The organism is Solibacillus ferritrahens (genome assembly GCF_037027585.1).
Lineage (GTDB): Bacteria > Bacillota > Bacilli > Bacillales_A > Planococcaceae > Solibacillus > Solibacillus ferritrahens.
The window spans coordinates 181,729-195,636 of the sequence record NZ_JAXCLE010000002.1 but is presented as its reverse complement, the minus strand read 5'-3'; the positions used below and the strand labels follow the sequence as shown (position 1 = coordinate 195,636).

The 13,908-nt window shown below is 36.6% G+C and carries 14 protein-coding genes and 1 other annotated feature (1 of these 15 only partly in view); of the genes, 2 read left to right on the top strand and 12 right to left on the bottom strand.

Annotated elements, in window-relative coordinates; all coding sequences use genetic code 11:
• The 9 genes from SNE38_RS03065 to SNE38_RS03025 form a co-directional block, all read right to left on the bottom strand.
• Nucleotides 1-879 carry an aspartate carbamoyltransferase catalytic subunit gene (locus tag SNE38_RS03065; RefSeq protein ID WP_191702320.1) on the bottom strand — a complete coding sequence of 293 codons (879 nt, stop codon included), beginning with the start codon at nt 877-879 and terminating at the stop codon, nt 1-3.
• A 243-nt stretch (nt 880-1,122) separates the two neighbouring features.
• The gene (locus SNE38_RS03060) at nt 1,123-2,421 is read right to left on the bottom strand and encodes a solute carrier family 23 protein (protein ID WP_191702319.1); all 1,299 of its coding nucleotides are present in this window, start codon (nt 2,419-2,421) and stop codon (nt 1,123-1,125) included.
• A gap of 25 nt (nt 2,422-2,446) precedes the next feature.
• A complete protein-coding gene (gene pyrR, locus SNE38_RS03055) occupies nt 2,447-2,992 on the bottom strand; it encodes a bifunctional pyr operon transcriptional regulator/uracil phosphoribosyltransferase PyrR (protein ID WP_191702318.1) in 546 nt (181 codons plus the stop codon).
• A gap of 398 nt (nt 2,993-3,390) precedes the next feature.
• Nucleotides 3,391-4,083, bottom strand: a complete 693-nt coding sequence (locus tag SNE38_RS03050) for a hypothetical protein (protein WP_336045839.1) — start codon at nt 4,081-4,083, stop codon at nt 3,391-3,393.
• Complete coding sequence (locus SNE38_RS03045; protein WP_225223613.1) at nt 4,076-4,672, bottom strand: sigma-70 family RNA polymerase sigma factor; 597 nt, start codon at nt 4,670-4,672, stop codon at nt 4,076-4,078. Before SNE38_RS03045 ends, SNE38_RS03050 begins: the two co-directional genes overlap by 8 nt.
• Nucleotides 4,673-5,188: 516 nt before the next feature.
• Nucleotides 5,189-6,091, bottom strand: coding sequence for an RluA family pseudouridine synthase (locus SNE38_RS03040; RefSeq protein WP_191702316.1), 903 nt, complete (start codon nt 6,089-6,091; stop codon nt 5,189-5,191).
• Nucleotides 6,091-6,567 (bottom strand): signal peptidase II, encoded by a 477-nt coding sequence (lspA, locus tag SNE38_RS03035; protein WP_191702315.1) that lies wholly within the window; start codon nt 6,565-6,567, stop codon nt 6,091-6,093. The genes SNE38_RS03040 and lspA overlap by 1 nt, the downstream gene beginning before the upstream one ends.
• 345 nt (nt 6,568-6,912) lie before the next feature.
• Nucleotides 6,913-8,097 carry a glycosyltransferase family 4 protein gene (locus tag SNE38_RS03030; protein ID WP_336045838.1) on the bottom strand — a complete coding sequence of 395 codons (1,185 nt, stop codon included), beginning with the start codon at nt 8,095-8,097 and terminating at the stop codon, nt 6,913-6,915.
• On the bottom strand, nt 8,048-8,746 hold the full coding sequence (locus SNE38_RS03025) for a glycosyltransferase family 2 protein (protein ID WP_191702314.1): 699 nt from the start codon (nt 8,744-8,746) through the stop codon (nt 8,048-8,050). Before SNE38_RS03025 ends, SNE38_RS03030 begins: the two co-directional genes overlap by 50 nt.
• Nucleotides 8,747-8,901: 155 nt before the next feature.
• Here SNE38_RS03025 and SNE38_RS03020 point away from each other — a divergent pair, with 155 nt between their 5' ends.
• Nucleotides 8,902-9,078: a DUF2642 domain-containing protein gene (locus SNE38_RS03020; protein WP_191702313.1), complete on the top strand. Its 177-nt coding sequence runs from the start codon at nt 8,902-8,904 to the stop codon at nt 9,076-9,078.
• Between the two features lie 17 nt (nt 9,079-9,095).
• Nucleotides 9,096-9,311, top strand: coding sequence for a hypothetical protein (locus tag SNE38_RS03015; protein WP_191702312.1), 216 nt, complete (start codon nt 9,096-9,098; stop codon nt 9,309-9,311).
• A 152-nt stretch (nt 9,312-9,463) separates the two neighbouring features.
• On the opposite strand, the gene SNE38_RS03010 is transcribed toward SNE38_RS03015, so the two are convergent.
• The 3 genes from SNE38_RS03010 to ileS form a co-directional block, all read right to left on the bottom strand.
• A complete protein-coding gene (locus SNE38_RS03010) occupies nt 9,464-9,790 on the bottom strand; it encodes an AzlD domain-containing protein (protein ID WP_191702311.1) in 327 nt (108 codons plus the stop codon).
• Nucleotides 9,787-10,503: an AzlC family ABC transporter permease gene (locus SNE38_RS03005; RefSeq protein WP_191702310.1), complete on the bottom strand. Its 717-nt coding sequence runs from the start codon at nt 10,501-10,503 to the stop codon at nt 9,787-9,789. Before SNE38_RS03005 ends, SNE38_RS03010 begins: the two co-directional genes overlap by 4 nt.
• A 90-nt stretch (nt 10,504-10,593) precedes the next feature.
• Nucleotides 10,594-13,359, bottom strand: a complete 2,766-nt coding sequence (gene ileS, locus SNE38_RS03000; RefSeq protein ID WP_191702309.1) for an isoleucine--tRNA ligase — start codon at nt 13,357-13,359, stop codon at nt 10,594-10,596.
• A gap of 257 nt (nt 13,360-13,616) precedes the next feature.
• Nucleotides 13,617-13,908: a binding site (T-box leader), on the bottom strand (it continues 30 nt past the right edge of the window).

The following is a 13,908-nucleotide window of genomic DNA, read 5'->3' as shown; positions in this document are numbered from 1 at the left end:
TTATTCTCTCCCTTTCAAAATCGTTTCTAAAATAGCCATTCGTGTGTAAACACCGTTTCGTACTTGTTGAAAAATTCGGGAACGTTCGCATTCTACAAGAGCATCAGCAATCTCTACATCACGGTTAACCGGGGCCGGGTGCATAATAATCGCATTTTCTTTCATCCGTATTTCTCTTTCAACCGTTAAACCATATTCTTCATGGTAGCTCTCTTTTGAGAAATTTTTACTTACTGAATGCCGTTCGTGTTGAATTCGTAATAGCATAATGACATCGCTATCTTCGAGCACTTCATCCCAGCTATGTGCTGCTTCAAAATCCCCCGCCCAGGCAGGGGGACATAAAAATCGGACATTTGCCCCTAAACGTTGTAGTGCTGTCGCATTCGACTTTGCTACGCGACTATGTGATATATCACCGACAATTGTTATATTTAAGCCTTCAAATTCACCAAACTCTTTTCGAATGGTATAAAGATCGAGTAAACATTGGGAAGGATGTTGACCAGCACCATCACCTGCATTAATAACCGCGCACCCGATTCCTTCTAAAAGCTCGTTGTAATATTCATCTTCCTTATCCCGGATTACGACTGCATCGATTCCGATCATTTCCAATGTTCTGACAGTATCGTACAGGGTTTCCCCTTTTGTAGTGCTCGAAAATTCTGCATCAAAGGGTATTACCGTACAACCTAGACGGCGTTCTGCCATTTCAAAGCTTGTTTTTGTCCGAGTGCTAGGTTCAAAAAATATATTTGCTACATTGTAAGCGCGCTTTAGAATCGGTTCTTTTCCATTTTCGAAACTTTGTGCTCGTTCTAAAATAGACATTATTTCTTCATTCGATAAATGATCCATTGATAATAAATTTTTCATGCCCGCGCCCTCCGCTACTATCATTTACATGTCAGCATAACTGATAGCGTAATTTTATTTTATTACATTATGTATATTTAATCTACTGATTGTTTAAATATGCATACACTGTTCATAAATAAGCCTCGCTATCATAGTTAGCGAGGCTTAAAGGGTGTAACAAACTAAGGTATCATTCTGTTAATGAACCTTGCATGTCATACCCTTCGCTGCCTCTCTGGACAAATCTTTAAAAGGTATTGCTTATTCTTCTATTTCATATATATCTTTTTCAACTATTTCACGACCAGGTAATACTAGATTTAAAACAACACCGATAATCGACGCTAACGCCATACCTTCAATTGCAAAGCTTTCTGTGAATCGCATTGCCGCTCCGCCGATTCCTACTACTAAAATGACAGAGGCAATTACCATATTACGGTTGTTTCCAAAGTCTATGTTGTTCTCCACAAACATACGTAAACCGCTTGCTGCAATGATACCGAACAGTAAAATTGAAATCCCGCCAAGCACTGCTGTTGGAATTGTTTCTATTAAAGCCATTAACTGCCCTGAGAATGACACGATAATTGCGACTATCGCTGCACCTAAAATAACGTAAACCGAGTAAACACGTGTGATCGCAAGTACACCAATATTTTCGCCGTACGTTGTTTTTGGAGGTCCCCCGATTAACGCTGATGCAAATGTTCCTAGTCCATCTCCTAAAAGGGAGCGATGTAAGCCTGGATCTTTAACATAGTTACGGTTTACAACTTTTCCTAATACTAACTGGTGACCGATATGTTCTGAAATCGTTACAATAACAACTGGTACCATACCGATTAAAATAGCACTTGTAACTTTGAATTCATAATCAACGCCTGGAATCAGGAAGTCCGGCATTGCCAAAAAATTCGCATTTTGCACTGCTGTAAAGTCAACGATACCAACAATTACTGAGTAAATATAACCCACTACGATTCCAAGTAAAATTGGCATTGCACTTAAAATATTTTTAAAGAATACGTTGAAAATAATAGCTGCTGCTAATGTTACCAATGCTGCCGAGAAGTGAAGTCCATTGTATTCCCCATCCACGTTCATCGCCATATCGACTGCTACACCTGAAAGTCCTAATCCAATAACGATAATAACCGGTGCTACAACGATTGGTGGTAATATATTCATTAGCCACTTATAACCTGTTTTCCAAATTAATAAAGATACAATTCCGTATACTACCCCGACCGCCATTGCTCCGATCATGGCATTTCCCGGATTCACCTCCACACCTGCTTGACCAAATCCTGTTACTAAAAGAATTGGTGAGATAAAAGCAAAGGAAGAGCCTAAGTAAGCTGGCACTTTAAATTGCGTTACGAGCAGGAAAATAATTGTGGCAATCCCGCTTGTTAAAAGTGCAATTGCAGGGCTTAACCCAACTAATTTCGGCACTAAAATTGTTGATCCGAACATGGCAAACATGTGCTGGAAGCTGAACGTTATAAGTTGACCGGCTCTTGGTTTCTCATGAATATCTAATACTGCTTTTGACATTATTTTCTCTCCCTGTACGCTCTAATTAATCTACTTTATGAATCGTGATAATATCTTGTCCATCTGTTTCTTCTAAATTCACTAGTATACGCTCTGCACTAGATGTCGGGATATTTTTCCCTACATAGTCTGCTCTGATAGGAAGTTCCCTATGACCACGATCCACTAAAACTGCTAACTGAATTTGCGCAGGTCTTCCTAAATCCATGACAGCATCCAAAGCCGCCCGTACTGTCCTTCCTGTATAAAGAACATCATCAATAAGAACAATTTTTTGGTCGCTTACTTGATATTCAATATCTACTTGCTGTACTTGAGCCTGATCATCCACTTGCTTTGTGGATAAATCATCGCGGTACAATGTAATATCCAGCTCCCCTGTTCGGATCGCTTTCCCTTCAATTGTTTCAATTCTTTCTGCAAGACGTTTGGCTAAATAGGCACCGCGCGTTTTAATTCCTACTAGAATTACTTCATCAATACCTTTATTACGTTCAATAATTTCGTGTGCAATCCTTGTAATTGCACGGTTCATCGATGGGCCATCCAGTAACACTGAAATATGTTCCATGTTCATTCTCCTTTCATTTTTTAGTAATGTTCACGGGGATGTTCAATGTCTTCATCTCAAACAAAAAACCCTCTAGAAGTTCTAGAGGGTTTGAAAAGGTCATGTTGAAAAAACTGCATACGGGTATTTTTGCGCACAAAAGTTCCGTAATGCTTACATTATCCCTTCTCAGCCTCTCTGGACTGCCATTAAAGGTGAACAATATTCTGATTAGTAGCGTCTACTTGCTTGCTCTCGTCAAGGTCTGTAGCTCACTGTAGTCAGTATATGCCTCATCAATTTAGAAGTCAATAAACATTCTGAAGGTCAGACAACTGAAAATAATGTTTAAATAATCGTAATTATCTGTTATTTTAAATCAAAACTACATAACCTATTATCTTGAAGTATATATAAAGCTAATCTGTACTTTCTATCAATTTTATATACCCTTCATTCTCCATTAGTTGTTCTGGTTCGGCAATTGATAAATATAAATACAAATTCCCCATAGGAGTTGTCTCAGCTTTTATTATATGAGAAGTTTCACTTGAATAAAGGTAATGGTCTCCATAAGCCGTAAATTTCATTCCATTGTATGCATTATATATTTTTTCCAACTGTTCTTCATTTGTATTCAGAAGTAACATTAAAAATAACTTCTCATCATAAAAATAAAATCTGGCCTCTCCCTTATAATCTAATATAAAATCAGCACCATTGCCGTCCTCTTGAATTTCTGTTATTTCATTATCCGCAAATAGTTCTGCTACTTGAATTTTTGTTGACTCCTTTTCTCCTAAGCGTTCTATTACTTTTGATTTTGAGTCGCCTAAAGTGAATCCATTAATAAAAAATAAGCCTTGTTCTTCATAAAATTCTAGTTGAGTAAAGTCAAATTGTGGAACATTAGCTGAATGCTGATTATCATTCATTATTTGGTTTAACATAAAGAACATCACACATAATGTAAAAACTGCACTAATTATTATAAAACGCCATTTATATTTTGGTTTTGGTGATTTATTCTCGATTTCATGCACTACATTTTGCATAACACGTTGTTTAATTATTTTTAAATCTTTTATCTCATTAGGTGTATAGTTATCCATTTAGCAGCACCTCCCATTCTATGTCTTTCAATCCATCCTTTAATAGTTCTTTTCCTCTTCTTAATCGCGTTTTAATTGTACTTTCTGGAGTAAATAATAACTGGGCTATCTCACTAATTTTCATTTCATTAAAATAATAATAGATAAGAACTTCTCTATGTTTTAACGGCAATCTAAGGATTGCCTCACCAACGATTGTTTGCTCATCTTTTCTAACCATTTCATCTGATTCTATTCTACTCGTCGAAGGAAAGATTTTATTTTGCAGCTGTACTTTTTTATAAGTCCAACTTTTCAAGTAATCTTTACTTTTATTGGCGGTTACTTTATATAAAAAAGCTTTTAGTTCCCCACGTTCTTCATATTTATATTGAGCATGATATATTTTTATAAATACTTCCTGTACAATGTCCTCGGCTGCTTGGCGATCCTTTACGTAGTAATAAGCTAAACGGATTAACGGTTCTGTATAGTGATTCATTATTTCTTTTAAATCATGAATAGTTAACAAGAATACAACCCCTTTCTCTAGATTATTAACGATTTCCAATATGTAAGAGTTTGGATTTATAAAAATAATTGTTTTCAATGTTTTAACTTCTCAGCATGATCAATAATATGGTATATATTGTATTATTTTACCATCAAAAAACCAAGTTTTTCATTCCCCCCTAAAATAAGGGAATATTTTACCGTTATTTGAATTAATTGTTCATTTTTAGGTTAAATAAGGGAACGTTTTACCGTTATTTTAAATAAAATTTTGAAATTTCATGTTTTTTAGGTCAATAACGGAAATTTCTCCCCTTATTTTCACTATTTTTTATGTTATTTTAAAAATAATGGAAATTCATTCTTCTATTTATCTCGTTATGCAATTCAATCTACAAAAGCTTTGGAGCCAAGCAGCCGGAAAGGATTACAACGGACACGAGCTTCAAAAACACTCGCTTCAACGCGTTTCCCTCGTAGCGTAGCAGATCGAACTTCAGTAGAAATTTTTATTTTTTCAATTTTGTCATTCCAACTTATGGTGAAGAATCACCTAAAAAACACAAAAAAACCGAACCCTCTAAAGGATTCGGTTGCTCTTATAGGAAATAAATTACCCGCGTAATTCTTCTATTAATTGTTTGAAGTCTTCCGGTATTGGGGACTCGAACTCTAAATATTCTTTTGTTACTGGATGGATGAATCCTAATACACCTGCATGTAATACTTGCCCGCCAAAATCGATTGTTTTCTTTGGACCGTATTTTGGATCGCCTGCCAATGGGTATCCGATATAATTCATGTGCACACGGATTTGATGTGTTCTTCCCGTCTCCAAGCGACATTCTACTAAAGTAAACTCACCAAAACGCTCCATTACTTGGAAGTGTGTCACTGCATGTTTGCCTTTATCTACAACTGCTTGCTTTTGGCGATCTTTTTGATCACGCCCGATTGGAGCATCAATTGTCCCTTTTTCATGAGCAATGTGACCATGTACAAGAGCTGTATATTTACGCGTTACCGATTTATCGACCAATTGATTTACTAATCCTTCATGGGCAACGTCATTTTTTGCAACCATTAATAAACCCGATGTATCTTTATCAATTCGGTGCACAATTCCAGGACGTGCGACACCGTTAATGCCTGATAAGTCTTTGCAATGATGCATTAAACCGTTTACTAAAGTGCCTGAAGCATGTCCAGGTGCTGGGTGTACTACCATGCCACGTGGTTTGTTTACAACTAATACATCTGCATCTTCATAAATAATCTCTAAATTTAAATCTTCTGGGACGATTTCTAAATCTTCCACTTCAGGAACATCTACTTCAATGACGTCCCCTTGTCTTACTTTGTATTTTGCTTTTACTTTCACGCCATTTACTAAAATGCGCTCTTCTTCAAGCCAATTGCCAATTTGTGAACGTGACCATGATTCTTCCATTTGTGAAAGTGCCTTATCAATACGTTCTCCAGCTAGTTCCTCTATCGTTAATGTGACTACTGCCATTATTTCACCTTTTTCTTATCCTTTTTTTCTTCTAGAATGATCGTAATAAAGAGCATGACTACAGCAATTGTCAATGCTGCATCAGCTATATTGAAGATTGGGAAGTGATAATTGACTACCGGTATATAAACATCGACAAAATCAACAACTTCTCCACGGAATAAACGGTCAATAAAGTTTCCAACCGCACCACCTAAAAGTAGCATTAAACTAATATGATAAAGTGGCTTACCCTTTGCTTCTGTATGATTAAAATAAATAATGGCGATAATGACAGCAACTGTTACGATTGTGAACAACCACATTTGTCCTTCCAGCATGCCCCAAGCAGCACCTCGATTACGATGCGATAAGATGCCAAACCAAGGATCCCAAACACTGATGCGTTCACTTAATTCCATATTTTTAACGACTAGCCATTTTGTCCATTGATCTAAAATGACTGCAACTATAGCTATTCCGTAATATTTATACACAGCAAATCCTCCGTTTACGATATATCTTTCCTATCTTATCATATAGACAATGCAACAAGCTACAAAAACACAAGCTCAAAGCCTTATAATATCAAGGTTTTCTATTTATATTATTAGCTTCAACTTTGCAATAAAATATATATTAATGTTTGTATTTGGGGCAAATTGGGCTAATCTTATGTACTAAATTTTTAGGGAAAGGAAATTGATACAGCAAAGGTTTATGAATTCTAAAATTTACGAAAATGGCTCAATTCCACTGATTTAGGAATCGAGCCATTATTATGTAATCGATGGACCGGAGATAAACAATTAATCCAATCCATCCGATATAAAATAATTTTTTCACTTTGAAATGTCATCTTTTTTAGTTTCAGAGTAGATTTTCAAAATTTCTTGTGTGACTGTCTGAATGTTAAATTTCTCTTTGATAATCTCTCTAGATTTCTTTCCATTTAGCTTGAGCTGTTCTTGATCCGTCAATAATTTTGTTAAATCGTCTCTTACTATGTGTCTGCTACAAGGCACTATTGATCCATGGTCTCCAAAGTAATGGTTCCATGCTTCTTCTAGATTGTCATTATTCACAATCCCAAAATAGCCATGGTTTCCAATCGCAATAATTTGTTTTTCCGATGCCATTGCTTCTAAAGCCACGCGTCCTGTTCCGACTATACAATCAGCAGCTCCATAAAAAGCATTCAAATTTTTTTGTTCACCTACGACGTGAATGAACGTGTCATTACATGTTTCTTCAATCTTTCGGGATAAGAATTTAATGTCATCTAATTTATCGCCACCTCCTACAATAATTACATGAAGATTAGGAAATAAATTCAATTTCAAATCTTTACAGGCTCGTAAAAAGATACTACAAACATGAGCCTTTGCCCATGCAATTCTACTTGCGTACAGAAGGACAATAGAGTCTTTAGGTATTTTTAAATCATTTCTAATCTCTTCAGAAGAGGAATTTCCTGGATAATCTTCTAAATCAATTCCGTTTGGTACTAAGTAAGGATTTTCTATATTAAATGTCTTTGCATAATTACATAAGGGAGGACTAACACAGATCACTGCATCGGCTAATTTAAAAAGTTCCTCTATTTCATGGTTTGGATAATAGGTTCCATGTATGGTTAAGACTGTAGCAATACCTTTATTATTTGCTGCCTGCCCAGCTAAATAACCTGATGGTGTCTGATGAATATGAATATGAGAAATATTTTCGAAGTCTATGATCTGTTCTATTTTTTGAACTAACTCTAATTCATGATTTTTTGAAAGGGAAATCGTTTTTGGGAAATCTATATGATAAATAGGACATTGCAACTCTTCGAAGGAATTAACTAAACTTCCATTTTTTTGAGCTGCAATAGCAACAAAAATATTATTTTTAATTAATTCTTTTGCTAAACCTAATACATGTGTTTCAGTTCCTCCAATATATAATGCATCAATTACAAGTAAAATTCTTACCCTATCCAATATTATCACCGCCATAAAATGTTTTAGATCGTTGTTGATCATGTTGCCGATAGTAATATAAGACCTCATTTAAATTTTCAACCATTAAATTCGCATTTAAAAATTTCACGATAAATTCATAGTCTTCTGCACCAAGAATTCTTCGAGTCGGACCGCCAAGCATGTCAAAAACCTTTCCACGGAACAAGATGGTTCCATGACAGATACAGTGACCACCTTCTGCATAAATCTTCCGAATATCATCCCCATATACTAACCAATTTGCCGTTTGCCCATTTTCTTTTAAATTGATATCAGTAAACACCTGATAATTTGTTCCGATTAAATCATACTCTTGATTTTTTTCTAAAAAGTCTACTTGTTTTTCAAAACGAAATGGATGTGAAATATCATCCGCATCATTAACCGCAATATACTCACCTGAACTCATAAAATATCCGATTGTCAGAGCTCCTGCAAACCCTGTATTTTTAGGAAGATTACATACGATTATTGGGAAAGTTGGATTTGATTCTTCTATCCACTTTTCTACTATATTTTGCGTTTGATCAGTCGAGGCATCGTTCACGAGTATTACTTCCATTTTTTCGTATGACTGGGCTTGTAGTGAATTTAGGCAATCTACTATATATGGGCCAGCATTATAGCACGGAATAACAACACTTACTAATCCATCTTGTCTATCCTTCATAATGATCACCTCACAGGTATGATATGAATTTTATTTCATATACTTTGTGCGCAATACTCAATTTTTATTAAAATAACAAAAGTTAGAATATATACCTAAGTAACTTTTTATTACAAACATATACTTTAAGATTCCATTATAGAAGGGGGATTAGTATGCAGCAGCTTCGTGCAGTTCTTAATTCTTTAAAAGATTCAACTTTAGAAGTTACAACGGAATATTCAAAAGTTTCTGGGACGTTAATAGAAGTTAAACCTGACTATATCACGCTAAGGTCAAATTCTAGTTTACTGTATATTCCATTAGGGAGTATTCAAAATATAGCTTATTAAAATAGGGGGTGATTGGATTGAATACAAAATTATTTTTACAGCTTGGAGAATATTTGAATAGGGAAATAACCGTTGCAGTAGGTGAAGAACTAATTACTGGAACATTAGAATCGGTAAATACGGATTTTTTAATACTAACTGAATCAACAGAACATTATGAAAGAGAATCTAGAACTAGAATCATCATTTTCTCACAAATAAGCTTTGTACAAGTAGCCGAACAGTTAGCATAAGTAAATGAACAAAGTTGATGTGATGGAATACAAAAGGATACTGTAAAAAAAAGGCTATCCTATAGTTCAATTTTTATGGATAGCCTTATTAATATAGAAGTGTAATTTTTGATGCAATTATGTTTAGGATTACAAAATATCAGCTTTTCACTTTAACTGAAAAAAAATCGAAATCCGGCCATTGTCACGACTCCGGCAATCACTGTTTTCGATAAACTTTTTGAAAGTAATGCGACAAGTAATGTCGGGATAAACACAAGTATATTTATCCATTGTACCGTTACAATAGTAGAATCTTTTTTGAAAAAACCTTCAATTACCAATGCTGATAATATACAAACGGGTATGTATGCAAGCCAGCGCAGGACAATTTTTGGCAATTTCATATTTTTCACTAATATAAACGGCAATATTCTAGGGATCCATGTTACAAGGGCACAGCCTAAAATTAATAATACCATTGCTATAGAAGTTGTCATTTTTCCAATGCCACCCCAATCGTTGCTACTACAACAGTCGATAATAGGACGGCTAAATGTCCCGGCATAAAGTAGAGCATTCCGTACATGCTGAAGACCATAATGAGAATCAGCTTTATGTAATGCATTAATTTTTCTTTTGGGATACTCGCGAGTGTTAGAACAAGCAATGCGACAAACATTGCCACTAACGCATAGTCCAGCCCCCATTTTTCAGGATTCGGTAGCCATTGACCGATGACTCCACCTATTGTACACGCCGCAATCCAAGTCGTATACGCTGTAATATTAAGACCATCCATCCATTTCCCGCCAAGACGTCCTTCTTTCCCAGCAGCGACAACGGATACGCCGAACGTCTCATCGGTTAGTAACGTACCAAAGCCTATGTTGCGCAATGTTGAATACTTAGTAAAATAAGGAGCAATCGTTAAAGACATAAGTAAATGACGTAAATTTACGATGAAAATAGTGATGATGACAGCAGTAACAGGTGCACCCGCTAAATAGAGTCCACAGAATATAAACTGAGCTGATCCTGCATAAACAAGCATCGACAGTAAAAACACTTCAAGTACAGAAATTCCGGATGCAATTCCAACAACTCCAAATGCTACACCGATGCTTATATAGCCGAGTAAAGTTGGGATACAATCTTTTACACCCTGTATAAATGTATCAGGTGTAAGCTGCTTTTGTTCTACTTGTTCCAAAGCTATATCTCTCCTAATTTTTTTATTTTTCAGAAAACAAAAAGCTATAAAGAACGCCATTACCTATTCGGCAACAGCGTTCTGAATTTTTTATACGTAATAGTTTTCTACAACATCCGCACAGCGTTTACATAAAGTCGCATGTAATTCGCTCGTCCCGACTGTTTCTGAAATTGTCCAGCAGCGCTCACACTTTTCACCGTCCGCTTTTTCTACTACTAAAGCTGTTTTCTCTAGTACTAAAGCTTCTTCCGGTGCATTTTCTTTACTGCCGGCGATAAAGAATTGAGAAACGATAGAAAGCTGTGCAAAGTCGATATTTGCATCATTTAACAATTCGATTGTTTCACTGTCTGCATAAACTGAAATTTTTGCTTCTAATGATTTACCGATTGTTTTTGCATTACGCGCTTCTTCTAGCGCCTTTAATACTTCATTTCTTACTGCAATAACTTTCGACCACTTTGCACGTAATTCGGCAAAGTTTTCTTTCTCTACCGCTTCAGGGAAGTCTGTTAATTGTACAGATTGTGGCTTGCCTTCAAATTCAATATAGCTCCACAATTCTTCAGTAGTATGTGGAATAATTGGAGTTAATAATTTTACTAACGCCATTAACGTATCATACATCACTGTTTGCATTGCACGACGGTAATTATTATCTTTCCCTTCGATATATACAACATCTTTTGCAATATCCAAATAGAAAGAAGAAAGCTCGATTGCTACAAAGTTATTCACAGTTGTATATACTGTCGAGAAGTCATAACGGTCATATGCAGCTCGAATTGTTTTGATCACATCTTGTAATCGCATATACATGTACTGATCCATCTCACGCAAATCTTCATATGCTACCCGGTCAGTCGTTTCGTTAAAGTCTGTCACATTTCCGTGTAAGAAGCGCAGGGTATTACGCACTTTTCGGTATGTTTCAGAAACTTGCTTCAACATATCCATTGAAATACGAACGTCCCCTGTATAATCAACTGATGCTACCCACATACGAATAATATCGGCACCATATTGATTCATCACTTTGATTGGGTCAATCGTGTTGCCAAGTGATTTTGACATTTTACGTCCTTCTCCATCTAATACGAAACCATGAGTTAATAGACCTTTATATGGTGCATGACCATTAATAGCTACAGATGTAATTAGAGAAGAGTTGAACCAGCCACGGTGTTGGTCGGAACCTTCTAGATAAAGGTCAGCTGGATATTTCATACCACGCTCTGCAAGTACACCTTGGTGAGATGAGCCTGAGTCGAACCATACGTCCATAATGTCATTTTCTTTTGTAAATTTACCGTTCGGGCTACCTTCATGCGTAAAGCCTTCCGGTAATAATTCTTTCGCCTCACGCTGGAACCAAATATTTGAACCATGCCCACGGAATAATTTTGAAATATGAGCAATAGTTTCTGGAGTAATGATCGGCTCGCCATTTTCTGCGTAGAAGATTGGAATCGGTACACCCCATGCACGTTGGCGGGAAATTACCCAGTCACCACGGTCACGAATCATATTGTAAAGACGTGTCTCACCCCATGCAGGTGTAAACTCAGTTGCAGAAACCGCATCTAATAACTCATTACGGAACATTTCTACAGATGCGAACCATTGTGGTGTTGCACGATAAATTACTGGTTTTTTTGTACGCCAGTCATGTGGGTAAGAGTGTTGGAATTTAGAAACACTCAATAACGCGCCTTCTTCTTTTAATTTTTCAATTACAATTGGATTAGCTTTTTCATAGAATAATCCTTCAAAGCCAGGTGCTTCGTCCGTGTAGCAACCGCCGTTATCGACTGGTGATAAAATATCCAAGCCGTATTGTTTACCAACTTGATAGTCATCTTCACCATGACCTGGTGCTGTGTGTACACATCCAGTACCCGCTTCAGCCGTAACGTGCTCACCAACCATTACTAATGAATCGCGTTTATAAATTGGATGCTCCGCTACGATCATTTCAAGCTCTGCGCCTTTTACTTCCTGAACGATTTGCACATCTTCCCAACCAAACGTAGAAGCTAATTTATCTAATAAATCTTTCGCTACGATATATTTGCCACCATTTGCTTCTACTACAGCATATGTGAATTCCGGATTTACTGAAATTCCTAAGTTTGCAGGAATTGTCCATGGTGTCGTTGTCCAAATAACAAATTTTGCATCTGCAGGAACAACACCTTTTGCATCTTTAATACCAAATCCTACGTAGATCGAATAAGATTCAACGTCTTTATATTCAATTTCCGCTTCTGCTAGTGCAGATTCAGAAGATGGTGACCAGTAAACTGGTTTTAAACCTTTGTAAATATAGCCTTTTTCCGCCATTTTACCGAAAACTTCGATTTGACGTGCTTCGAACTCTGGTTTTAATGTGATATACGGATTTTCCCAATCACCACGTACACCTAGACGACGGAATTGACCTTTTTGATTTTCGACTTGTTCATATGCATATTTTTCGCAAAGCTGACGGAATTCTGCAACCGACATTTCTTTACGCTTAACACCTTTATTCGTTAACGCCTGTTCGATTGGTAAACCGTGTGTATCCCACCCTGGAATATAAGGTACATGGAAACCTGTCATCGATTTTTGACGATTGATCATGTCTTTAATTACTTTATTCAATGCATGCCCGATATGGATATCACCATTGGCATATGGAGGACCATCATGTAATACATAGTGTGGACGATCTTTTGTGCGCTCTAACACCAATTTATTGATGTCCATTTCATCCCATTGTGCCTGAACTTGCGGCTCCTTCGTTGGTAACCCTCCACGCATCGGGAAGTCGGTTTTCGGCATTAATAACGTATCTTTATACTCTACCATTTAAAATTCCTCCTAATTATCTTATTGATTGCTGATTACTGATTGTTGATTTCCATTCCGGGGCGGACGCTTTCCGCGGGCGTGGCCTGAGCCTGTAGTCTCAGGCGTCACGCTATTCCCGCTGGAGTCGCCTCCCCTCCATTCCAATCAACGTTTAAGCAAATGATTTAGCGTTCTATATTAATTATAATTTTTTTAACGCTCTTAAGGATTTGGTTACTTTTTAAACAACAAAAAAGCCCCTCCATCCCTTATAAAAAAGGGACGAGGAGCATTAATCTCGTGGTACCACCCTAAATTCGCTAAAAATATAGCCTCATTAGACACTGTAACGTCGTGTTCTACGAAATAGCTTACTAATCAATTACGCCTTGGTGTAATTGTGTCCAGGTTTTTTTGAGTAAACTCAAAAATTCCCTTTAAAAAATCTGTGACATCTGCCAGAGGCTTCTCTTTATTAGAGTTTCAGCTATTTAGCTCGAGAGTGATTTTCAATTTAACCTGTTTCGTTCGAGCTCCCACCATCCTCGAATCGCTAACCCACACTGT